At 39.7% G+C, this 25,355-nt stretch carries 7 protein-coding genes; all 7 read left to right on the top strand.

Annotated elements, in window-relative coordinates; genetic code table 11:
* The first annotated feature begins 16 nt into the window (after positions 1 to 16).
* Positions 17 to 946, top strand: coding sequence for an ABC transporter permease (locus JJN12_RS11640; protein WP_208429846.1), 930 nt, complete (start codon positions 17 to 19; stop codon positions 944 to 946).
* Between the two features lie 9 nt (positions 947 to 955).
* Entirely contained in the window at positions 956 to 1,834 is an 879-nt protein-coding gene (gene nikC, locus JJN12_RS11635; protein WP_208429845.1) for a nickel transporter permease, read from the top strand.
* A 13-nt stretch (positions 1,835 to 1,847) separates the two neighbouring features.
* Positions 1,848 to 2,834 (top strand): ABC transporter ATP-binding protein, encoded by a 987-nt coding sequence (locus JJN12_RS11630; protein ID WP_208429844.1) that lies wholly within the window; start codon positions 1,848 to 1,850, stop codon positions 2,832 to 2,834.
* On the top strand, positions 2,827 to 3,792 hold the full coding sequence (locus JJN12_RS11625) for an ABC transporter ATP-binding protein (RefSeq protein ID WP_208429843.1): 966 nt from the start codon (positions 2,827 to 2,829) through the stop codon (positions 3,790 to 3,792). The genes JJN12_RS11630 and JJN12_RS11625 overlap by 8 nt, the downstream gene beginning before the upstream one ends.
* Before the next feature lie 818 nt (positions 3,793 to 4,610).
* A complete protein-coding gene (locus tag JJN12_RS11620) occupies positions 4,611 to 23,087 on the top strand; it encodes a Cna B-type domain-containing protein (RefSeq protein WP_208429842.1) in 18,477 nt (6,158 codons plus the stop codon).
* 265 nt (positions 23,088 to 23,352) lie between these two features.
* Positions 23,353 to 24,264, top strand: coding sequence for a hypothetical protein (locus JJN12_RS11615; RefSeq protein ID WP_208429841.1), 912 nt, complete (start codon positions 23,353 to 23,355; stop codon positions 24,262 to 24,264).
* Between the two features lie 168 nt (positions 24,265 to 24,432).
* The gene (locus tag JJN12_RS11610) at positions 24,433 to 25,353 is read left to right on the top strand and encodes a DUF3737 family protein (protein WP_208429840.1); all 921 of its coding nucleotides are present in this window, start codon (positions 24,433 to 24,435) and stop codon (positions 25,351 to 25,353) included.
* The last annotated feature ends 2 nt before the right edge of the window (positions 25,354 to 25,355 follow it).

Here is a 25,355-nt window from a genome sequence, read left to right as displayed (position 1 = left end):
AGGGAAGGTGTAACACATGATTAAATACATTATAAAGCGAATACTTTACCTTATACCGGTTATTATCGGCGTAAGCTTCATAGTATTTGGGCTTTTATACCTGACTCCCGGGGATCCTGCCCGCAATGCGCTCGGACCTTCGGCGCCAGAGTCCGCTGTTAAGGAGCTGCGTGAAGAAATGGGACTAAATGATCCCTTCCTTGTGCAGTATGGCAGATATATCAAGAATATAGTTTTTCACTTTGATTTGGGGAATTCATATATTACCAAAAGCTCAGTGACGAGGGAAATATTATCACGAGCAGGCGCAACAGTCCGCCTGGCGTTTACAGCAATATTATTTGCAGTCTTACTGGGGGTACCTATAGGAATTGTCTGTGCAAGGCGGCAATATTCTATCTTTGACAACATTGCTATGATATTTGCCCTTATAGGTATATCAATGCCGGTATTCTGGCTTGGTCTCCTACTTATTATGCTATTCTCTGTTAAATTAAGGTTACTTCCATCATCAGGTTTTGAGACATTCCCGCAAATGATACTTCCGACTATAGCACTTGGCTCCCAGTCAGTATCTGTAATTGCCAGAATGACGAGATCTGCAATGCTTGAGGTTATACGAAAAGATTATATACAGACCGCTAAAGCAAAAGGACAAAAAGAAAATGTAGTTATATGGAAGCATGCACTTAAGAATGCCCTAATTCCTATAATCACAATTATAGGAACACAGTTTGGACAACTCCTCGGAGGAGCTCTTATGACTGAGGTTATATTCTCTATTCCGGGCATAGGAAGACTAATGGTTGACTCAATAAAAATGCGAGATGCTCCTCTTGTTTTAGGCTCGGTATTGTTTGTTGCGGTGACATTCAGTATTGTGAATTTGATTGTGGATATATTGTACACCTATGTGGATCCGCGTATCAAAACGCAGTATATATAGGAGGGCATTATGGGGAAAGACAGTAAAAAGCAAAGCAGTCACGGTCGCTTGAGAAATCTTAGAGATATTTGGATTCGTATGAAACGAAACAAATTGGCGATGGTAGGACTGGTAATTATAATTTTTCTTGTATTGGTTGCCATATTTGCAGACCAGATTGCTCCCTACAGTTATGCGCAGCAGGATCTGAAAAATCAGTTCCAGCTTCCAAATTCTAAGCACTGGTTTGGCACAGATGACCTTGGAAGGGATATATTCAGTAGAGTTGTTTACGGTTCAAGAGTATCACTTAAAGTCGGCTTTATATCGGTAAGTATTTCTCTTATTATAGGAGTAACCCTTGGAGCGTTAACAGGATATTACGGCGGAAAAGTAGATATCCTTCTTATGAGATTTATTGATATCTTACAGGCTGTTCCTGATACTCTGCTTGCAATCGCAATCATGGCGGCACTAGGTCCCGGACTTACCAATCTTATGATGGCAGTCGGTATAGCCTCAATCCCGAGTTATGCGAGGCTTGTAAGGTCATCGGTATTGTCAATTAGAGACATGGAATTTATAGAAGCAGCTAAGGCTAATGGTTCAAGTGACTTTAGAATAATATTTAAGCACATTATTCCTAACTGTATGGCTCCAATAATTGTGCAGGCTACATTGGGTGTTGCTTATGCAATCATCAATGCAGCGGGACTTAGCTTCATCGGCTTGGGACTCGAACCACCTACACCTGAGTGGGGTGCAATGCTCTCCGGTGGACGTGCATATATTCGTGACTATGTGCATATGACACTGTTTCCGGGACTTGCAATTGTTACCACTATCTTTGCATTAAATGTACTTGGTGACGGACTTCGAGATGCCCTTGATCCAAAGCTAAAACGATAGAGGAGGAGAAAAGGTGGCAGATTTATTAGATATACGCAATCTATCGGTTGCATTTGACACAGATTCCGGCAAGGTCTATGCAGTTAACAATCTAAGTCTCAAGATAGGAAGAAAAGAAACCTTAGGTCTTGTTGGAGAGACAGGTGCAGGTAAGACAACTACTGCACTTGCGGTTATGAAACTGATACAGTCGCCTCCGGGGAAAATAACTTCAGGTGAAATTATACTTGAAGGTCAGGATCTTATGAGGGTACCTGAAAAGGATATGTTTAATATTCGTGGAAATAAAATATCTATGATTTTTCAGGACCCGATGACGTCTTTGAACCCTGTAATGACTGTAGGTGAGCAGATAAGCGAAGTAATTGAGCTACATCAGAAATTATCAAAGGATGAACTTCGCAAAAAAACAGAAGAGATGTTAGAGGTAGTTGGTATCCGCAAGGAAAGAATCAACGATTATCCTCATCAGTTTTCAGGCGGTATGAAGCAAAGAGTAGTTATAGCCATGGCCCTTGCCTGCAATCCTGAACTCATCATAGCAGATGAGCCTACTACGGCACTTGATGTAACCATTCAGGCACAGGTGCTTGAGCTTATGAAGAATCTCAAAGAAAAATACGATACTTCTATGATTCTTATTACACATGATTTGGGGGTTGTAGCTGAAATCTGTGACTATGTATCGGTTATTTATGCAGGCTCAATAGTTGAATACGCTTCGGTAAAGGACATGTATGAAACACCCGGACATCCTTACACAAAGGGATTGTTTAATTCGATTCCAAGTTTGGATGAAGATGTCGAGTCTCTCACTACAATCAAAGGCAATCCGCCAGATCCTTCAGCACTTCCGAGTGGTTGCCGTTTTCATCCTCGTTGTGATAAGTGTATGGAGATTTGTAAGCATACAAATCCTGAGTTCCAAGAGGTTAGTCCCGGACATTTTATAGCCTGTCATTTGTTCAAAAAGGGAGAGGGGGAATCTGAAAATGGCTAATGAGAGAGAGACTTTAGTGCAGGTAAAAAACCTGAAAAAGTATTTTCAGACTAAAAGAGGCCAGCTCCATGCAGTGGACAATGTTAGCTTTAACATCAAAAAAGGTGAGACCTTAGGGCTTGTAGGGGAATCAGGCTGTGGCAAATCTACTGTAGGACGAGCTATTATACGTTTACACGAGCCGACATCAGGAGAGGTACTTTTAGAGGATAAAAATATATTACAATATAAAACTAAGCAGGAAATGCGTACACTGAGAAGGGATATGCAGATAGTATTTCAGGATCCTTATTCATCACTCAATCCTCGTATGAATACCTTTGACTTAATTGCAGAGCCATTAAGGGTGAATAAATCATACAACGGACATAGTGAGCTTGAGAGCCGTGTTATGGAAATGATGTCAACGGTAGGCCTTGAGGAGAGGCTTGCCAATTCCTTCCCTCACGAGCTGGACGGAGGAAGGCGCCAGCGCATAGGTATAGCAAGAGCACTTATAGTAAGACCTAAGTTTATAGTGCTTGACGAGCCTGTGTCAGCACTTGATGTATCTATTCAGGCTCAGGTGCTTAACCTGATGGATAAGTTACAGCAGGAGTTTGGGCTTACCTATCTCTTCATTTCACATGACCTTTCAGTAGTACGACACATATCGGATAGGATTGCAGTTATGTATCTGGGACAGATTGTGGAACTTGCGGACTACGACCAATTGTTTAGAAATCCACTTCATCCATATACAAAAGCGTTGTTATCAGCCATACCTATACCTAAGTATGGCTTGAACCGCCAGAGAATCTTCCTTGAAGGTGATGTACCAAGTCCTGTAAATCCACCTGCGGGCTGTAGGTTCTCAGGTCGTTGCAAAGAATGTATGGAACATTGCAAAGAAACTCCAGTTGAACTTATAGAGATGGAGCCAAATCATTTTGTCGCCTGTCATTTATACAGGAGGTAAAGATGATGTAATAAGCGTTAAATTTAGATGCAATTGCAATTCAGACAATAATACAGGTGAATAAAACTAAAATATAAACAAGAGGACGGGTAATAATATCTGTTCCTCTTGTTTTTATATCGTTGAAATTTGAACTCGGTAAAAATATATATGATTATTGTAATCATACAAAAAATATAACTAGCAGAAAAGATTGAATACGAGTACAATTTTAAAATGGGTAAATAATAGGATTAAATCTAGTCATAATCATTAAAATTAATAATAATTATTGACATAAAATTGTATATAAATACCAGAACTATGTGTAAGAGCCTGAATGTGTCAGTATAGAAAAGATCTTCCGTAAATCGGAGGGTCTTTTTTGTCTCTAAATAGGAATTTTGTTAAAACATTAAAATGCATAACACTAATAATGTAACCATTTGTTTTATTCAGGGTTACATTTTGCTTTTTTTAGATTCACATTTTTATGGTAAAAAGACTGGTTTTGTTACTAAAGATTTGAGGGTGATTTTTTGATAAGCTAAAAAATATAATAAAATAGATTAAAGATATACTTAATATTTTATTTAAAACGTATAACACATACTAAATAGATATGTATTATATCGTGCGAAATCTAATTAATTCCAAAATAATTATAGCCAACCTTAATGAACTTGCGAAATGTAACTAAAATGTAACCAATTGATGATAGAATGTGTTTAATATTGAAAGTGTATTCTGTTCAAAACCAAAAATTCGGTTACAAAATATACTTTTCGAGACAAAAACATTCATTTTTAGAAATCAAAAAAGCAAGAAAAGGAGAAGCTATGAAAAACGTGAGAAGCAAGTCAGTACAATCTCGCTACTTCATACTGTCAGTGGTGCTGATACTCTGTATGCTGATCGGCATGATCAACGGAGTACCGTTCTTATCACAGGCATCAGGACATGAAGAGCAATTAGCCAGCAAGAATGTCATGGCTAAGATTACGCTTGACGGGAAGAATCCTCCGGCAGGCAAATTCCAGTTTGAGTTAGTAGACTCAAATGGCAGTGTTGTCGACAGAACCACTAATGACGCAGGTGGCAATATTATTTTTAAAGGCCACGAGTTAGAGGTTAAAGAGGCAAAATATACTATCAGATTGGTAGATGGCGATAAGAACATTAATTATGGCGAAACTACCAAGAATGTTAATGTATACCTCAAAGACGGCGAAGAAATCGTTGATCCTTATGATGATGCGGTAAGTTTTAGGGCTAGAGAAGTTAAAACGGGAGGATACGATCAAAAGATATTCGTAGACTATACCATTAACGGAAAGAGCCGTAGCACTCAGGCATTCTGTATTAATACAGATGTGGCATTAGCTGCCGGCACTAACATGATTCCTATAAAGGATCCGGACGATGCTACACTTGCTAAATATATTGTTCCTAGGATTTATGACTGGCAGGCAATATATGCTGAGGCACACAAAAAAGACAAACTTAACGTAATATCTCTCCCTGGCTTTGTAAAGGTTACATTACAGAGAGCAAGATATAACTTTTCTCGTTATGCGTATGGTACTGCTACAAACAGTATTGCTAGTGAGATAAGACACACTTTTGGTACAAACAGCATTTCTGATTTATTGCGTAAGACTCTGTACTATACAACAGAGAACAACTTTAGCTTAGACGGTATTCAGGTTGATCGTATTAGCGGTGCCAGAAAAATCGCTGCTGATAATTATATCAATAACGCAAAAACAGGTAAGTATAATGATTTTGACTATACATACCACTTAAAGCAGGCTATGGTTTGGGCTGTAACAGGTGGTATCTGGGGAACCAGACGTGCTCACTACCGTTTTGATCTTGAGCGCGCAAACGGCACCATAGAAGAGATGTTCCCTAATGAGCAGGATGCTGTAATACCTGCAAACTTCAAGTCTCACATGCAGAAGATAGCTAGACAGAATTTCAATATTCCTGATAACTATCATATAATGATTTTTACAACTCCAGGCAACACTTCTCAGCCTCTTGCATTTGGTTATTTCAACGATGGCCAGACAAAGAGAAGGGTTAAGAAGACTTGGCTTAATGTACCTAATTTTGAATGCAAATCTCAGAAGAGTGTAGAAGTAACAAAGAATTGGATTGGAAATATAAAGGCTGATTCTGTAAACGTTACCCTTAAGACAACTGACGGTAATGTTGTTGAATCAAAGAGAATCACAAGAGAAGACGGCTGGAAGGCTACATTTGGTCCTTATGATAAGTATGACGCTTCCGGAAAAGAAGTAAAGTACAATATTGATGAGACAAAGGTAGACGGATATAACTCAACTATCACTGGTGATGATAACAATGGTTTTGTTATTACCAATACAGAAACAACCAAGATTAAAGTTGTTAAGAAATGGTTTGGTAAGATTGCTGACTCTATAACTCTTGTGCTTAAGGATGCTAAGACAAACAAGGTTATTGAAGAAAGAACAATTAATAAAGCAGACCTTCCTAACGGCAACAGCGATACCTGGGAAATCGTTTTTGAAGCGCCTAAGTATGACTCTTCAAAGAATGAAATCAAGTATACTGTTGACGAAGCTAAAATGAATGGCTATACAATAAAGGCTCTTTGTGATGATACCAATGGTCACACAATCATCAATATTGAGCGTAAAGAACTAAAGGTTATTAAGAAGTGGATTGGACCTGTTGGTTCTGAAATTTATATAAATGTAAGAAATTCAGCTAACAATGCACTTATTAAGAAAGTAAAAGTAGACGAGAACTATAAAGGTCTTCAGAAGCTTATTGACAAGAAGAATAACATTACTACTTGGATAATTCCTATAGAAGTAGATAAGTACACTGATACTGGTGCTGAGATATCTTATGAAGTTGAAGAAGTTAAGATGCCTAACTATGTCGGTACAGTAGAGAAAGATACCGATGATCAGTTTACTATCGTAAATGTTCCATCTGTTAGCTTCAGCGGTAAGAAGAACTGGGTAAACAGAGAAGGAAAGCCTGGTCAGGTAGGTAATAGAATCATTGTTCACTTGATGAAGGAAGGTTCTACACAGCCTGTTGAGACTAAGGTATTAAATAAGTCTGAATATGTAGGTAAAACTACATGGGATTTTACATTTAAGCCTGTTCCTTTATATGATGATAACGGTAGGGAAATCAAGTACTACGTAGAAGAGGAAGCTGTACAGGGTTATGAGAAGGCTGTAATTACAAAAGATTCAGCTGGAAACTTTGTTATCAATAACAAGGAAGAGCATAAGAACGAAAAGATAAACATCAAGGTTACAAAGAAATGGTTGAATAACAATGGTGAAGCAGGAATCCCTGCCGGTCCTATTGAAATCGCTCTTAAGAACGGCTCAAAGGTAGTTCAGAAGCAGACCATCAATCTTGGTGCTGATAAGTCAGTTTGGGAATTTACCTTTAACGACGTTGATAAGTATGATGATAAAAATCAGCCTATTAAGTATTCTGTAACAGAAACTGCTTTAGACGGTTATGAAACAGAAATCACAGGTAATCAGGATAGTGGCTTCGTTATTACAAACAAGAAATTACCTGAACCAAAAGAGAAAATCAAGATTATTAAGAAGTGGATTGGAAGAGTCGGTGACTCTATTACAATCACAATTAAGAATGCGAATACTAAAGAGGTTCTCGACAAGGTAACAGTTACCAGAAATACTAAGGGCTTTGTTGAGAGGAAAGATCCTTCACAGCCAAACGTTACAATATGGGAAGTTCCATATGAAGTTAATAAGTTTGATGCTTCACGCACACCTATAGAGTACAGTGCTGAGGAGACAGCTTTAGAAGGCTATAACACAACTGTTTCAAAAGACAGCAACACTCAGTTTACTATAACCAACACTGAAAAGGTTAAGGTTAAGGTATACAAGACCTGGGTTGGAGAGACAGCTACGAATGCAACAATTCAGTTGTTAAACGGCACTCTTCCTTATGCTACAAAAACCATAGATGAGTCTTTTGCTAAAAGACCAAATACATGGGAAGTAACTTTTGAAGCTCCTAAGTACGACACTCAGGGCAGAAAGATTGATTACACTGTAACAGAAACAGCTATATCCGGTTACATTGCAAAGGTTATCAAAGCCAATGATGGAAGCTTCACAATTGTCAACACAAAGACAAAAAAAGAGAAGTACAAGATTGTAAAGAACTGGATAGGTAAAGAGGGCGATCAGATTACTGTTCGTTTTAAGGATAAAGCTACAGGAAAAGAGCTTTTTGTTAAAACAATACACAGAAATGACCCTGATCTTAAGAGAACTACATATGATGCAACACCTGGTTATGTTACCTGGGAAGTATTTGTTGACCTTGACAAATACGGTGTTAATGGCGACAGCATAACCTACACAGTGGATGAAGATCCAATACCTGGCTACAACACATATATTTACAAACCGGGTGTAGAAACCGATAAGTATGGCTATATATGTGATAGGTATATCATTGAAAACAGAGAGACAGTTGCTTACAAGGTTACCAAGAAATGGTTTGGTAAGATAGGCAATGATATTACAGTAGTTCTTAAAAAAGGTGAAGAGGTTATAGAGACTAAGACTATGTCTAAGGCAGACCTCAAAGCCGGTACAAACAATGAGTGGGAAGTTACTTTTGCCCCTGTTGAAAAGTATGACAGATGGGGCAATGCATTTAGGTATTCAGTTGAAGAGATTACTTCTCCTGGCTCTGGATACACCAATAAGGTAATTGACCATAAAGATGGCAACATTACTATTATAAACACCGAAAACACTGAAATTATCGTTAACAAGAGATGGATTCGTAAGGTAGGTTACGAAGTTAAGCTTAAGTTAATGAATGGTGAAAAGGTTGTTGAAGAGCAGACATTATCAGCACCTCCTGTGAAGAATGCAAAGGGTTGGGAAACTAGATTTATAGTTCCTAAGTATGATGATAATGGCAATTTAATTCATTATACAGTAACCGAGGTGGCTATCAGAGGCTATAAGGCTGAGATAACCGGAGATGCAAAGAACGGATTTACAATTACCAATACCAATGATGAAAAGGTTAAGGTTAAGGTAAATAAGAAGTGGCTTGGCAAGATTGGTGACAAGGTAACTCTTTCCTTGATGGAAGGTACAAGAGTTGTAGAAACCAAGACAATTGATGCTTCATCAGCAAAAGAAGGCGACCAAAGTACTTGGGAAGTTTCATTCGAAGCACCTATGTACAGCTTAAACGGCTCTAGAGCTCTTTATACTGTAACAGAGGCTGCAATCGAAGGATACAAGGCTGATATAAGTGGAACTAAGTCAGAAGGATTTACAATTACCAATATAAGTACAGAAAAGATCAAGATAAAGGTAGATAAGAAGTGGCTTGGTAAGGTAGGCTCACAGATTACCCTTAAATTGATGGATGGTACAGATGTTGTTGATACAAAGACAGTAGATGCATCAGCAGCTAAGGACGGAGATCCAAATACCTGGGAAGTAGAATTTGAAGCACGTAAGTTTGACGACACAGGTAGAGAAATAGTTTATACAGTTAAGGAAGAAACAGTACCTGGTTATGAGACTAAGGTAAGCGGAAATCAGAAGGATGGCTTCACTATTGCCAACAGAGACACAGAAAAGATCAAGATTAAAGTTGATAAGAAGTGGCTTGGCAAGGCAGCATCTGAGATTAGCATTTCCTTAATGGATGGTTCTAAGGTTGTTAGCACTAAGAGAGTAAATGACACATTTGCTAAGGCAGGAGCTGTTAATACTTGGGCAGTAACCTTTGAAGCAGATAAGTATGATGAAAACGGTAAAGAAATTGCTTATACAGTAACAGAGTCAGCAATTGCAGGCTATGATGCTAAGGTAAGCGGAAACAAGAAAGACGGATTTACAATTACCAACACAAACACTGAAAAAGTTAAGATTAAAGTTGATAAGAAGTGGCTTGGTAAGGTAGGTTCACAGATTACAGTAGCACTTTTAGATGGCACCAAGGTTGTTGATAGGAAGACAGTAGATACATCAGCAGCTAAGGACGGCGACGCTAAGACTTGGGAAGTTTCATTTGAAGCACCTAAGTATAGTGAAGACGGAAGAGAAGTAGTATATGCAGTAACAGAGTCTGCAATTGCAGGCTATAAGGCTGAAGTAAGAGGAGATCAGGCTACAGGATTTACCATTCTCAATAAAGACACTGAAAAGGTTAAGATCAATGTTAACAAGAAGTGGCTTGGTAAGGTAGGTTCACAGATCACCGTTAAACTTATGAACGGCACTAAGGTTGTTGATACAAAGACAGTAGATGCATCGGCAGCTAAGGACGGCGATGGCAAGACTTGGGAGCTTTCATTTGATGCTGATAAGTATGATGAAGCAGGTAATGAGATTACTTATACAGTAGCAGAGGAAGCAGTACCAGGTTATGAAACAAAGGTAAGCGGCAATCAGAAGGATGGCTTTACAATTACCAATAAAGACACAGAAAAGGTCAAGATTAAGGTAGACAAGAAGTGGCTTGGTAAGGTAGCTAATGAGATTACCGTATCCCTTATGAACGGTACTAAGGTTGTAGGTACAAAGACAGTAAATTCAACATTTGCTAAATCAGGTGATGCAAAGACCTGGGAAGTTATTTTTGAAGCAGACAAGTATGACAATACAGGTAAGGAAATAGCTTATACAGTAACAGAGTCTGCAATTGCAGGATATAAGGCAAGTGTAAGCGGAAATCAGAGTGCAGGATTTACTATTACCAATAAAGACACCGAAAAGGTTAAGATTAAGGTTGACAAGAAGTGGCTTGGTAAGGTAGGTTCACAGATTACCGTTAAGCTTATGAACGGCACTAAGGTTGTTGATACAAAGACAGTTGATGCTGCGTCAGCTAAGGATGGCGATGGCAAGACTTGGGAGCTTTCATTTGATGCTGATAAGTATGACGAAGCAGGTAATGAGATTACTTATACAGTAACAGAGGAAGCAGTAGCAGGTTATGAGACAAAGGTAAGCGGAAATCAGATATCAGGATTTATCATTACCAATAAAGACACTGAAAAGGTTAAGATAAAGGTTGACAAGAAGTGGCTTGGTAAGGTAGGTTCACAGATTACCGTTAAGCTTATGAATGGCACTAAGGTTGCTGGTGAGAAGACAGTTAACGCATCAGCAGCTAAGTCAGGAGATGCTAAGACTTGGGAAGTTTCTTTCGAAGCTGACAAGTATGATGAAGCAGGAAAAGAAATAGCTTATACAGTAACAGAGTCTGCAATTGCAGGTTATGAAGCAAGTGTAAGCGGAACCGCAAAGACAGGATTTACAATTATCAACAAGGATACTGAAAAGGTTAAGATTAAGGTTGATAAGAAGTGGCTTGGCGGAGTTGCAGATCAGGTAACTATTTCATTAATGAATGGTACAATACCTTATGCAACAAAGACAATAGACGCATCAGCAGCTAAGTCAGGTGATGCTAAGACTTGGGAAGTAACATTTGAAGCTCCTAAGTACAATGCACTTGGCGAAGAGATTGCTTATACAGTAACCGAGGCAGCTGTATCCGGATATAAGGCAGCGGTAAGCGGAGACCAGAAGAATGGTTTCACAATTACCAATACTCAGACCGGAACAGAGAAGTTCAAGGTTATCAAGAGATGGATTGGTGCAGAAGGTGACAAGATTACTGTACGCATCAAGGATGCAGATACAGGAGCTGAACTCCTTGTTAGAACCATCAATAAGACAGATGCTGACCTTAAGAGAATAACAGATCCTTCAAACCCTAACATAACAATTTGGGAAGTACCTGTTGAGCTTGATAAGTTTGATTCTGTAGGTAGAAAGATTACATACAGCGTTGACGAAGAGAAATTACCTAACTACGGTAAGACAGTTGTTAAGAGCAGTGATGGATTTACCATTACCAACACAGAAGAGGTTTCCTTCAAGGTAACTAAGAAGTGGCTTGGTCAGGTAGGTAATGAGATTACATTAACTCTTAAGAGCGGAGATAAGATTCTTGAAACCAAGAAGGTTACAAGTGCTGATCTTAAGGCTGGTACAAACGATACATGGGAAGTTACATTTAAGGCTGTTCCAAAGTATGATAGCTTAGGACACATGATCAACTACACAGTTGATGAGCAGGATGTAGCTAACTATGAAAAGAATGTAGTAAACAATAACAACGGAAGCTTCACCATTACTAACACTGAAAAGACTGTAATTAGAGTTGATAAGAAGTGGCTTGGTAAGGTAGCTAATGAAGTAACCGTTAAGTTAATGAATGGTACAGAAGTTGTTGGTGAGAAGACAATTAACGCATCAGCAGCCAAGTCCGGAGATGCAACTACTTGGGAAGTTTCATTTGAAGCACCTAAGTATGGCAAGGATGGAAAAGAAATAGCTTATACTGTAACAGAGTCAGCAATCGCAGGCTATGAGGCAAGTGTAAGCGGCAATAAGAACGAAGGCTTCACCATTACCAATAAAGACACTGAAAAAGTTAAGATTAAGGTTGACAAGAAGTGGCTTGGTAAGGTAGGCGAGAAAGTTACACTTTCCTTATTGAATGGTAGTGAAGTTGTTGATACAAAGACAGTAGATGCAGCATCAGCTAAGGCTGGAGAAGCTAACACTTGGGAAGTTTCATTTGAAGCACCTAAGTACGGCAAGGATGGCAAAGAAGTTACATATACTGTTACAGAGTCAGCAATAGCAGGCTATAAGGCAGAGGTAAGTGGCAACCAGGCAGCAGGATTTACTGTTACTAATGCAAGCACTGATAAGGTTAAGATTAAAGTTGACAAGAAGTGGCTTGGCAAGGTAGCAGACAGTGTAACTGTTAAGTTAATGAACGGTACACAGGTTGTTGAAGAAAAAACAGTTGCTAAGACTGGCGAAGAAAAGACTTGGGAGTTATCATTTGAGGCACCTAAGTATGATACAGCCGGTAGAGAAATAGCTTATACAGTAACAGAGTCAGCAATCGCAGGTTATAAGGCAGAAGTAAGCGGAAGCCAGTCTGCAGGATTCGTAATTACCAATAGAGACACTGAAAAGGTTAAGATTAATGTTAACAAGAAGTGGCTTGGTAAGGTAGCAGACAGTGTAACTGTTAAGTTAATGAACGGTGCACAGGTTGTTGAAGAGAAGACAGTAGCTAAATCAGGCGATTCAAAGAATTGGGAGTTATCATTTGAAGCACCTAAGTATGATGAAGCAGGCAATGAGATAGCTTATACAGTAACAGAGTCAGCAATCGCAGGATATAAGGCAGAAGTAAGCGGAAGCCAGTCTGCAGGATTCGTAATTACCAACAGAGACACTGAAAAGGTTAAGATTAAGGTTGACAAGAAGTGGCTTGGTAAGGTAGCAGACAGTGTAACTGTTAAGTTAATGAACGGTACACAGGTTGTTGAAGAGAAGACAGTAGCTAAATCAGGCGATTCAAAGATTTGGGAGTTATCATTTGAAGCACCTAAGTATGATGAAGCAGGCAATGAGATAGCTTATACAGTAACAGAGTCAGCAATCGCAGGATATAAGGCAGAAGTAAGCGGAAGCCAGTCTGCAGGATTCGTAATTACCAATAAGGACACTGAAAAGGTTAAGATTAATGTTAGCAAGAAGTGGCTTGGTAAGGTAGGCGACAGGATTACACTTAAGTTAATGAACGGTAGTCAGGTTGTTGAAGAGAAAACAGTAGACGCCACATCAGCTAAGGCTAATGATGCAAAGACTTGGGAAGTTTCTTTTGAAGCAGACAAGTACGATGCAGAAGGCAATGAGATAACTTATACAGTAGTTGAGTCAGCGGTAGCAGGCTATGACACAAGTGTAAGCGGAAATCAGAAGACAGGATTTACAATTATCAACAAGGATACTGAAAAGGTTAAGATTAAGGTTGATAAGAAGTGGCTTGGCGGGGTTGCAGATCAGGTAACTATTTCATTATTAAATGGTACAATACCTTATGCAACAAAGACAATAGACGCATCAGCAGCTAAGTCAGGCGATGCAAAGACTTGGGAAGTTACATTTGAAGCACCTAAGTACAACGCACTTGGCGAAGAGATTGCTTATACAGTAACTGAGGCAGCTGTATCCGGATATAAGGCAGCGGTAAGCGGAGACCAGAAGAATGGCTTCACAATTACCAATACTCAGACCGGAAAAGAGAAGTTCAAGGTTATCAAGAGATGGGTTGGTGCAGAAGGTGATAAGATTACCGTACGCATCAAGGATGCTGATACAGGAGCAGAACTCCTTGTTAGAACCATCAATAAGACTGATGCTGATCTTGTAAGAATTACAGATCCATCAAACCCTAATGTAACAATTTGGGAAGTACCTGTTGAGCTCGACAAGTTCGATTCTGTAGGTAGAAAGATTACTTACAGTGTTGATGAAGAAAACGTACCTAACTACGGTAAGACTATTGTAAATAGCGAAAATAACTTCGTTATTACAAACACTGAGGAAGTTTCCTTCAAGGTAACTAAGAAGTGGCTTGGTAAGGTAGGCAACGAGGTAACTGTTTCACTTAAGAGCGGAGATAAGGTTCTTGAAACTAAGAAGCTTACAAGCGCTGATCTCAAGGCCGGAACAAACAACACATGGGAAGCTACATTCAAGGCTGTTCCAAAGTATGATAGCTTAGGACATATAATTAACTACACAGTTGATGAGCAGAATGTAGATGGCTATGTAAAAGAAATAACCAATAACAACGACGGAAGCTTCACCATTATCAACAATGAAAAGACTAAGATTATAGTAGACAAGAAGTGGATTGGTAAGGTAGCAGGCAGCGTAACCATTAAGTTAATGAATGGTACAGAAGTTGTTGAAGAGAAGACAGTAGCTAAGTCTGGCGATGCTAAGACCTGGGAAGTTTCATTTGAAGCACCTAAGTATGGCAAAGACGGCAATGCTATAGCTTACACAGTAACAGAAGCAGCAATCGCAGGCTATAAGGCTGAGGTTAGCGGAAATCAGAATGATGGATTTGTCATTACCAATACAGACACTGAAAAGGTTAAGATTAGAGTTGACAAGAAGTGGCTTGGTAAGGTAGGTTCAGAGATTACCGTTAAGCTTATGAACGGTACTGAGGTTGTTGAGACCAAGACAGTAGATGCATCATCAGCTAAGATCGGAAATGCTAAGACTTGGGAAGTTTCATTTGAAGCACCTAAGTATGGCAAGGATGGTAATGAAGTTGTTTATACAGTAACAGAGTCAGCAATTGAAGGCTATAAGGCTGAGGTAAGCGGAAATCAGGATGCAGGCTTTACAATTACCAATAAGGACACTGAAAAGGTTAAGATTAAAGTTGACAAGAAGTGGCTTGGTAAGGTAGCAAACCAGATAACCATTTCCTTAATGAATGGCACAGAAGTTGTTGAAGAGAAGACAGTAGATGCAACATCCGCTAAACAGGGCGATGAGAAGACTTGGGAAGTTACATTTGAAGCACCTAAGTACGACGCTAATGGCGAAGAGATTGCTTATACAGTTAAAGAGTCAGCAATAGCCGGTTACGAGTCAAATGTAAGCGGAAATCAGAAGGATGGCTTCACCATCACCAATAGAGACACTGAAAAGGTTAAGATTAAGGTTGACAAGAAGTGGCTTGGTAAGGTAGCTAACCATATAACCGTATCTCTTATGAACGGTAACAGAGTTGTTGAGTCTAAGACAGTTAACGCATCAGCAGCTAAGGCAAACGATGCAAGTACTTGGGAAGTATCATTTGATGCTGCTAAGTACGATGAAGCAGGAAAAGAAATAGCTTATACAGTAACAGAGTCAGCAATTGCAGGCTATGAAGCTAAGGTAAGCGGAAATCAGGCAGAAGGCTTCACCATTACCAATAAAGACACTGAAAAGGTTAAGGTTAAGGTTGACAAGAAGTGGCTTGGTAAGGCAGCAAACCAGATAACCGTATCCTTAATGAATGGTACTGAAGTTGTTGCAACTAAGACAGTAGATGCGGCGTCTGCTAAGAACGGCGATGCTAAGACTTGGGAAGTAGAATTTGAAGCACCTAAGTATGGCAATGACGGTAAGGAAGCAGCTTACACAGTAACAGAGGCAGCAATCGCAGGCTATACAGCAGAGGTAAGCGGAAATCAGGCTACAGGCTTTACAATTGTCAACAGAGACAACGAAAAGGTTAAGATTAAAGTTGACAAGAAGTGGCTTGGTAAGGCAGCTAACGAGATAACCGTATCACTTATGAATGGCACTAACGTTGTTGAAGCTAAGACAGTAAATGCATCAGCAGCTAAGTCAGGCGAACCAAAGACCTGGGAAGTTTCATTTGAAGCACCTAAGTATGATGCAGCAGGTAATGAGATAGCTTACACAGTAACAGAGTCAGCAATCGCAGGCTATGAAGCTAAGGTAAGCGGAAATCAGGCTACAGGATTTACTATTGTCAACAAGGATACCGAAAAGGTTAAGATAAAGGTTGATAAGAAGTGGCTTGGTGGAGTAGCAGATCAGGTAACTATCTCCTTAATGAGCGGCAATATACCTTATGCAACAAAGACAATTGACGCATCAGCAGCAAAGAGCGGCGATGCTAAGACTTGGGAAGTTACATTTGAGGCACCTAAGTACAATGCACTTGGCGAAGAAATCGCTTATACAGTAACAGAGTCAGCAGTAACCGGATATAAGGCAGCGGTAAGCGGTAACCAGAATAACGGTTTCACAATTACCAATACTCAGACCGGTACAGAGAAGTTCAAGGTTATTAAGAAGTGGATCGGCGCTGAAGGCGAGAAGATTACAGTTCGCATCAAAGACGCTGATACAGGAGCTGAACTCCTTGTAAGAACCATCAATAAGACAGATGCTGATCTTGTAAGAATTACAGATCCTGCTAACCCTAACGTTACAATTTGGGAAGTACCTGTTGAACTTGATAAGTTCGATTCAGTAGGTAGAAAGATAACCTACAGTGTTGATGAAGAGAATGTTCCTAACTACGGTAAGACCATCGTAAGCAGTGAAAATAACTTCGTTATCACAAACACTGAGGAAGTTTCCTTCAAGGTAGATAAGAAGTGGGTTGGACAGGTAGGCAGTGAGATTACAGTTGTACTTAAGAGTGGAGAGAGAGTTCTTGAAACTAAGAAGGTAACAAGTGCAGATCTTAAGGCTGGAACAAACGATACTTGGGAAGTTACATTCAAGCCTGTTCCAAAGTATGATGCTTTCGGACACCTTATTAACTACACAGTTGATGAGCAGAATGCAGCTAACTATGTAAAAGAAGTAACAAACAACAACGACGGAAGCTTCACTATTACTAACACCGAAAAGACAGTAATTAGAGTTGATAAGAAGTGGCTTGGTAAAGTAGCTTCAGGTGTAGCCATTAAGTTAATGAATGGTTCACAGGTTGTTGATGAGAAGACAGTTAATGCATCAGCAGCTAAGTCAGGCGATGCTAGTACTTGGGAAGTTTCATTCGAAGCACCTAAGTATGGCAAGGATGGCAAGGCAATTGTTTACACAGTAACAGAGGCAGCAATCGCAGGCTATGAAGCAGAGGTAAGCGGAAATCAGGCTGAAGGCTTCACCATTACCAATAAAGACACTGAAAAGGTTAAGATTAAGGTTGACAAGAAGTGGCTTGGTAAGGCAGCTAACCAGATAACCGTAGCCTTAATGAATGGCACAGAGATTGTTGAGTCAAAGACAGTAGATGCTACAGCGGTTAAGGCCGGAGAAGCTAACACCTGGGAAGTTTCATTTGAGGCACCTAAGTATGGCAAGGATGGCAAGGCAGTTGCTTATACAGTAACAGAGTCAGCAATCGCAGGCTATGAAGCAGCAGTAAGCGGAAATCAGGAAGCAGGCTTTACAATTACCAATACCAATACTGAAAAGGTAAAGGTTAAGGTAGATAAGAAGTGGCTTGGTAAGGTAGCTAACCAGATAACCGTATCTCTTATGAATGGCACAAACGTTGTTGAATCTAAGACAGTAGATGCTACATCAGCTAAGAACGGCGATGCTAAGACTTGGGAGTTGGCATTTGAAGCACCTAAGTATGATGCAGCAGGTAATGAAATAGCTTACACAGTAACAGAGTCAGCAATTGCAGGCTATGAAGCAGCAGTAAGCGGAAACCAGAATAATGGCTTCACAATTACCAATAAGGATACTGAAAAGGTTAAGATTAAGGTAGATAAGAAGTGGCTCGGAGGAGTTGCTGATCAGGTAACTATTTCCTTAATGAACGGTTCTATACCTTATGCAACCAAGACAGTTGACGCATCAGCAGCTAAGTCAGGTGATGATAAGACTTGGGAAGTTACATTTGAAGCACCTAAGTACAATGCACTTGGCGAAGAAATCGTTTATACAGTAACAGAGTCAGCTATATCCGGATATAAGGCAGCGGTAAGCGGAGATCAGACTAATGGCTTCACAATTACCAACACCCAGACCGGAACAGAGAAGTTCAAGGTTATTAAGAGATGGATCGGTGCTGAAGGCGACAAGATCACAGTTCGCATTAAGGACGCTGATACAGGAGCTGAACTCCTTGTAAGAACTATCACTAAGACTGATGCTGACCTTGTAAGAATTACAGATCCAGCTAACCCTAACGTAACAGTTTGGGAAGTACCTGTTGAGCTTGATAAGTTTGACTCAGTAGGAAGAAAGATAACCTACAGTGTTGATGAAGAGAACGTTCCTAACTACGGTAAGACTATCGTAAGCAGCGAAAATAACTTCGTTATTACAAATACTGAGGAAGTTTCCTACAAGGCAATTAAGAAGTGGATTGGTCAGGTAGGCAGTGAGATTACAGTTGTACTTAAGAGTGGAGACAAGATTGTTGAAACTAAGAAGGCAACAAGTGCAGATCTCAAGGCTAATACAAATGACACTTGGGAAGTTACATTCAAGCCGGTTCCAAAGTATGATGCTTTCGGACACCTTATTAACTATACTGTTGATGAGGAGAATGTAGCTAACTATAACAAAGAAATTACCGATAATCACGACGGAAGCTTTACTATTACTAATACCGAAAAGGTAAAGGTTAATGTAGACAAGAAGTGGATTGGTAAGGTAGGTAACCAGATAACCGTTTCCTTAATGGATGGTACAAATGTTGTTGAAACAAAGACTGTAGATGCAGCGTCAGCTAAGTCAGACGATGCTAATACCTGGGAAGTTTCATTTGAAGCACCTAAGTATGGCAAGGATGGCAGAGTGGTAGCTTATACAGTAACAGAGTCAGCAATTGCAGGCTATACTGCAGAGGTTAGCGGAAGTCAGGATACAGGCTTTACAATTACCAATACAAGTGATGAAAAGGTTAAGATTAAGGTAGATAAGAAGTGGCTTGGTAAGGTAGGTAACCAGATAACACTTTCCTTAATGAATGGCGAGACAGTTGTTGATACAAAGACAGTAGATGCTACATCAGCTAAGCAGGGCGATGCTAAGACTTGGGAAGTTTCATTTGAAGCACCTAAGTATGGCAAGGATGGCAAGGCAGTGGTTTATACAGTAACTGAGTCAGCAATCGAAGGCTATACAGCAGAGGTTAGCGGAAATCAGGATGCAGGCTTTACAGTAACTAACACAAGCAACGAAAAGGTTAAGATTAAGGTAGACAAGAAGTGGCTTGGTAAGGTAGCTGAAAAGGTAACCCTTTCACTTATGAATGGCGCTAATGTTGTTGATACAAAGACAGTAGATGCAGCTTCAGCAAAGGCTAACGATGCTAAGACTTGGGAAGTTTCATTTGAAGCACCTAAGTACGATGCAGCAGGCAATGAGATTGCATACACCGTAACAGAGTCAGCAATAGCAGGCTATGAGGCAAGTGTAAGTGGAAATCAGAATGATGGCTTCACCGTTATCAATAAGGACACTGAAAAAGTTAAGATTAAGGTAGATAAGAAGTGGCTTGGTAAAGTTGCTAATGAAATCACTCTTACCTTAATGAATGGCGACATACCTTATGCAACAAAGACAGTTAATGCATCAGCAGCAAAGGCTAACGAGGCAAATACTTGGGAAGCAACATTTGAAGCACCTAAGTACAATGCAGCTGGTGAGGAGATTGTTTATACCGTAACAGAGTCAGCAATCGCTGGCTATACAGCAAAGGTAAGCGGAAACCAGAAAGATGGCTTCACAATTACCAATACAGAGAGCGGCAAGAAGATCTTCAAGATCACTAAGAAATGGATTGGTGCTGAAGGCGATAAGATTACTGTTCGCATTAAAGACGCTAATTCAGGAGCAGAGCTCTATGTAAGAACTATTTATAAGACAGATGCTGACCTCAAGAGAATTACAGACCCAGCAAATCCTAACGTAACAGTTTGGGAAGTACCTGTTGAACTTGATGCATTTGATTCTGAAGGTAGAGTAATCACCTACAGTGTTGATGAAGAAAACGTACCTAACTACGGCAAGTCAATAGTAGATACTGAGTCTGGCGTAACAATTACCAATACAGAGCTTGTATCTTACAAGGTTCTTAAGAAATGGATTGGTAAGGTAGGCGATGAGATTACAGTTTCATTCAAGCTTGGTGATACAGTTCTTGAAACCAAGACAATAACTGGAGCAGCTCTCGTAGCCGGAACAGAAGACACTTGGGAAGTATCATTTAGTCCGGTTCCTAAGTACGATGAATTTGGACACGAAATTAAGTATACCGTGGATGAGCAGGATGTAGCGGGCTACGAGAAGCAGATAATCAATAACAACGACGGAAGCTTCACAATTATCAACAGAGAGAACCCAACTCCTAATGACGAGAAGGTAGTAATTAAAGTCAACAAGCAGTGGGTTGGTAAGGTAAGCGATGAGATAACTGTATTCTTAATGAATGGCACAGATATTGTTCAGGCACAGACAGTAAATGCATCCGCTGCAAAGGACGGCGACCAGAATAACTGGGAGTTCTCTTTTGAAGCACCTAAGTACGATGCTGAAGGTAAGGAAATAGTTTACACTGTTATGGAGAAGGCATTAGACGGATACCTAACAGAGATAACTGGAAATCAGAAAGATGGTTTCGTAATTACCAACACAGAGAACCCAACACCACACGACGAAAAGATAACCATTAAGGTTGACAAGAAGTGGCTTGGTAAGGTAGCAGATGAGATAACTGTTTACTTAATGAACGGCGCAAGCGTTGTTGAAGAAAAGACAGTAAATGCATCAGCGGCTAAGGATGGAGATGAGAATACTTGGGAGTTAACATTTGAAGCACCTAAGTACGACAAAGATGGTAATGAAATAACTTACACAGTTGCAGAGGCTGCATTAGCAGGTTATACAACTGAAATAGTTGGAAATCAGAATGATGGTTTCGTAATTACCAACAAAGAGAATCCAACACCTAATGATGAAAAAGTAACAATTAAGGTGGACAAGAAGTGGCTTGGTAAGGTAGGCGATAAGATTACCGTTTCCTTAATGAATGGCACACAGATTGTTCAGGTTAAGACAGTAGATGCATCAGCGGCAGTAAACGGAGATCAGAATACTTGGGAGTTGACATTTGAAGCACCTAAGTATGACGCAGACCATAATGAAATAACTTACACAGTTGCAGAGGCTGAGTTAGAAGGCTACACAACTGAGATAAGTGGAAATCAGAAAGATGGTTTCGTAATTACCAATACTGAAAAGCCAAACGACGAAAAGATTAAGATCAGAGTAGACAAGAGATGGCTTGGTAAGGTTGCAGGCGAGATAACAGTTTCCGTACTCAAAGGCGACATCCCTTATGCAACAAAGACAGTAACTGCTTCCGCAATTAAGAACGGCGATCTTAATACTTGGGAAACGACATTTGATGACTTACCTAAGTATGATACAGCCGGCAATGAGATTGCTTATACAGTAACAGAGTCTGCAATATCCGGATATAGCACTACAGTAGAGGGAGATCAGAACCTTGGTTTCACAATTACCAATACTGAGACCGGATGCGAGCACTTCAAGGTTATTAAGAAGTGGGTTGGTGCAGAAGGCGATAAGATTACAATCCGCATTAAAGATGCAGAGACCGGAAAAGAACTCTATGTTAGAACTGTTTATAAGACAGACGCTGACATTACCAGAAAGTATCTCTTTGATAACCAGAACATAATTGTATGGGAAATACCTGTTGATCTTGACAGATTCGACTCTAAGGGTAGAAAGATTACCTATAGTGTTGATGAAGAGAACATACCTAACTATGGCAAGACAATAGGCGATGTTGAGTGTGGTGGTGTAACAATTACCAACACAGAGATGGTATCATACAAGGTAACAAAGAAGTGGTATGGTAAGGTAGGCGATGAGATTACTGTTTCACTCAAGCGTGGTGACGCAGTTCTTGAAACAAAGACAGTGACAGCATCAGCTCTTAAGGCCGGCACAACTAACACCTGGGAAGTTGCATTTGGCACATATCCTAAGTATGACGGACTCGGCCACGAGATTAAGTATACAGTGGATGAGCAGGATGTAGCTAACTATACAAAGCAGGTAATTGACAACAATGATGGCAACATCACAATTACCAACTCAGAGAATGGAATTGTTAAGGTAACAAAGAAGTGGGATGGAGCTGTAGGAGCTTTCATTACTCTTAACATCAAGGATGGCGATAAGGTTGTTGCAACCAGAGTTGTAACAAAGGCAGCAGTAGCTTCAGGAGATGCTACTACCTGGACTACAGAGTTCGCACTTCCTAAGTATGATGAAACAGGTAAGGTAATAGATTACAGTGTAGATGAAGAAGACATAAGCGGATACACTAAGACAATAACAGGAAATACTCAGGATGGATTCGTGGTTCTCAATAAAGAGAAGCCATATACACCTGACATCCCTGTAATACCACCTACACCAGTATACCCTGATCCTCAGATTCCTCAGGTTCCACAGGATCCACAGAATCCTGACCCATTTGAACCACAGGTACCTGTTAATCCTGACCCAACACCACAGGGAGTTCCAACTCGTCCGGCTGTAAGTACACCGGATCCAAAGAAACCTAATAACCCTGGAGACGTTGTTACAATAGATGACGGCGATACACCAAAGGGTTCAGTGGTAAAGGGCAAGAAGCCAAAGGGCAAGAATACCAACATTGAGGTTGGAGATGATAATCCACCTAAGGGCCTTCCTAAGACAGGAAGTACTGATGATATGGTATTTTATGCAAATGGTTGCGTACTGCTTCTCTTAGCAGGCTTGATGATGTTTAAGAAGAAAGAGAACGAATAATTCTAAACAGAGAGCAAACAAACGCAGCCGGATGGAAATTGTTGTGTAGATATTTTCCACATACACATAGGGAAGGACCTTTGCGGAAACGCAAAGGTCCTTCCTGTTTTAAAAATAAAAAAATATCGTTAAGTATCAAAAAAGAACAAAAAGCCGGATAATAAGCTTAATGTATTAAACCTTCATCAGGTAATGACAAGTTGATAAATTTATGAAATTGGATATAATTATATGTGTAATAAAATTTAACAAGCGGAGGAAACTTATGAAAAATCTATCAAAAAACTTGTTGCTTTTCCTTTTGGTATTTGTACTTGCAGGGACTACAGTATCACCTATTATTGCAAGTGCAGCAAGAACAGGAAGAGTTCAGACGGTGGTTATGTATGTTGGTGAAGCCTATGAGTCAACTGACTTCACACAGGTTAAAAGCATTAAAAATACTAACCAGTCCGTAGTCAAGACATCAAAGGACAAAAAAAATAATAAGAAGGTTGTTTTTGAAGCCAAAAAAGCAGGAAAAGCTAAGATAACCTACGTAACAAAGACCGGTACAGTAGTAATCAATGTAACTGTTAAGAAGTCAAAATTTGAATACAAATTTTATAGGATTGGCAAGGGAGAAATCCTTGTAGAAGTTACCAATAAGACAGGGGCTATATTTCAGGATGGTAAATTCAAGTACTCTCTAAAGGGTACAGATGGTACTGAGTATTTGTCAGAAGTAACCTCTGTGTACTCACTTATGCCAAATAAAAAGAGTTATGCAAAGATAGTATTTAATGCAAGTGCATTTGACCCTGATGTTACAAAGACAAGCATGAAGATGGTAAGGATATCAAGGTCGCCAGCTTATACTTATACCAACGCAGAGAAGAAATTTAAGGTCAAGGATAGTATCAAGTCACAGACAGAGGAACAGGTAGTTGTTTCAGTTAATTCAAAGAACACAGGTAAGCTTCCTGTGAGCGGAAATATGTTCATTGTATTTTACGATGCACAAGGAGCACCAATCAACTATGTGAGCAGAAGTATTTACCTAAAAGCCGGCTTAACAGACACCACAGATGCTACCTGCTATCTTGATATGATTAACTTTGAAACAAAAGAGAGAAAAGTATTTGGCAAGTATAAGGTATATAAGAATGTCTATACAAGCGTATATACAGACAAATAAACCAACAAGGGCCTTTCAGGGATTACACCTGAGAGGCTTTTTTGCAAAAAGGGAATTCACAGGTGACAGACATGTGGATAAAAATTCTTTCAGCCTATTTACTTATTCAAAATTTTATTGCATACTATTTAAATAGGTATAAATGTTAATTTTAAGAAAGGTGGACATATGGAGAAGATAAGTAATGAGGTTCTCACGGGAGAACGTGCACTATTCCATGGTAAAGATCTTGATATAGACAGTACAATATTCGCAGATGGAGAATCTCCACTAAAACATGGTGAAAATATAAACGCTGTAAACACAATGTTTAAGTGGAAATATCCGCTTTGGTATGCTAAGGATGTGAAGGTGAAGGACTCCACATTTTTTGAGATGGCGAGGTCCGGAATCTGGTATGGTGAGAACATCAATATAGAGGATACTATGATTGAAGCACCAAAGGAATTCCGTAGATGTGATGGTGTAAACTTAAAGAATGTATCCATTCCGAATGCGAATGAAACCTTTTGGATGTGTAAGAACATAAGACTTGAAAATGTAGTAGCAAAGGGTGCTTATTTTGGTTTAAACAGTGAAAATGTCTACCTTGACGGGCTGAATCTATACGGTAATTACTGCTTTGACGGTGGTAAGAACATAGAGGTACATAATTGCAGACTGCTCTCAAAGGACAGCTTCTGGAATACTGAAGATGTGGTAATCTATGATTCATTTATAGTTGGAGAGTATTTCGGCTGGAATTCTAAAAATATAACGCTAATTAACTGTACAGTAGAGAGTTTACAGGGATTCTGTTATATAGAAAACCTTGTCATGAAGAACTGTAAGCTTGTCAATACAGCTCTTGCCTTTGAGTATTCCACTGTAGATGTAGAAATCACAGGGAAGATTGACAGCGTCTTCAATCCAAAAGGAGGAACTATAAAGGCTAAGGAGATAGGAACTCTGATTATGGATGGTGACAATATAAATCCTGATGATACCAAGATAATAGTTGAAGGAGAGGCTCCAAAGCCTGTAACTCTTGCAGAGGTTGAGCTTATTTCAGGCGAAGGAAGGGAGACCGAGCTTAGAAGAAGGGGTTAAAT

The organism is Catonella massiliensis (assembly GCF_016651435.1).
In the GTDB taxonomy this organism is placed as follows: Bacteria; Bacillota; Clostridia; order Lachnospirales; family Lachnospiraceae; genus Catonella; species Catonella massiliensis.
Note: the sequence above shows the minus strand (reverse complement) of the source record. Positions and strands in the feature narration are given on the sequence as shown.

Excerpts from the sequence above, each read along its gene's own strand:
- JJN12_RS11620 (WP_208429842.1), top strand. The coding sequence starts at position 4,611 with ATGAAAAACGTGAGAAGCAAGTCAGTACAATCTCGCTACTTCATACTG.
- nikC (WP_208429845.1), top strand. The coding sequence starts at position 956 with ATGGGGAAAGACAGTAAAAAGCAAAGCAGTCACGGTCGCTTGAGAAAT.
- JJN12_RS11640 (WP_208429846.1), top strand. The coding sequence starts at position 17 with ATGATTAAATACATTATAAAGCGAATACTTTACCTTATACCGGTTATT.
- JJN12_RS11615 (WP_208429841.1), top strand. The coding sequence starts at position 23,353 with ATGAAAAATCTATCAAAAAACTTGTTGCTTTTCCTTTTGGTATTTGTA.
- JJN12_RS11610 (WP_208429840.1), top strand. The coding sequence starts at position 24,433 with ATGGAGAAGATAAGTAATGAGGTTCTCACGGGAGAACGTGCACTATTC.
- JJN12_RS11625 (WP_208429843.1), top strand. The coding sequence starts at position 2,827 with ATGGCTAATGAGAGAGAGACTTTAGTGCAGGTAAAAAACCTGAAAAAG.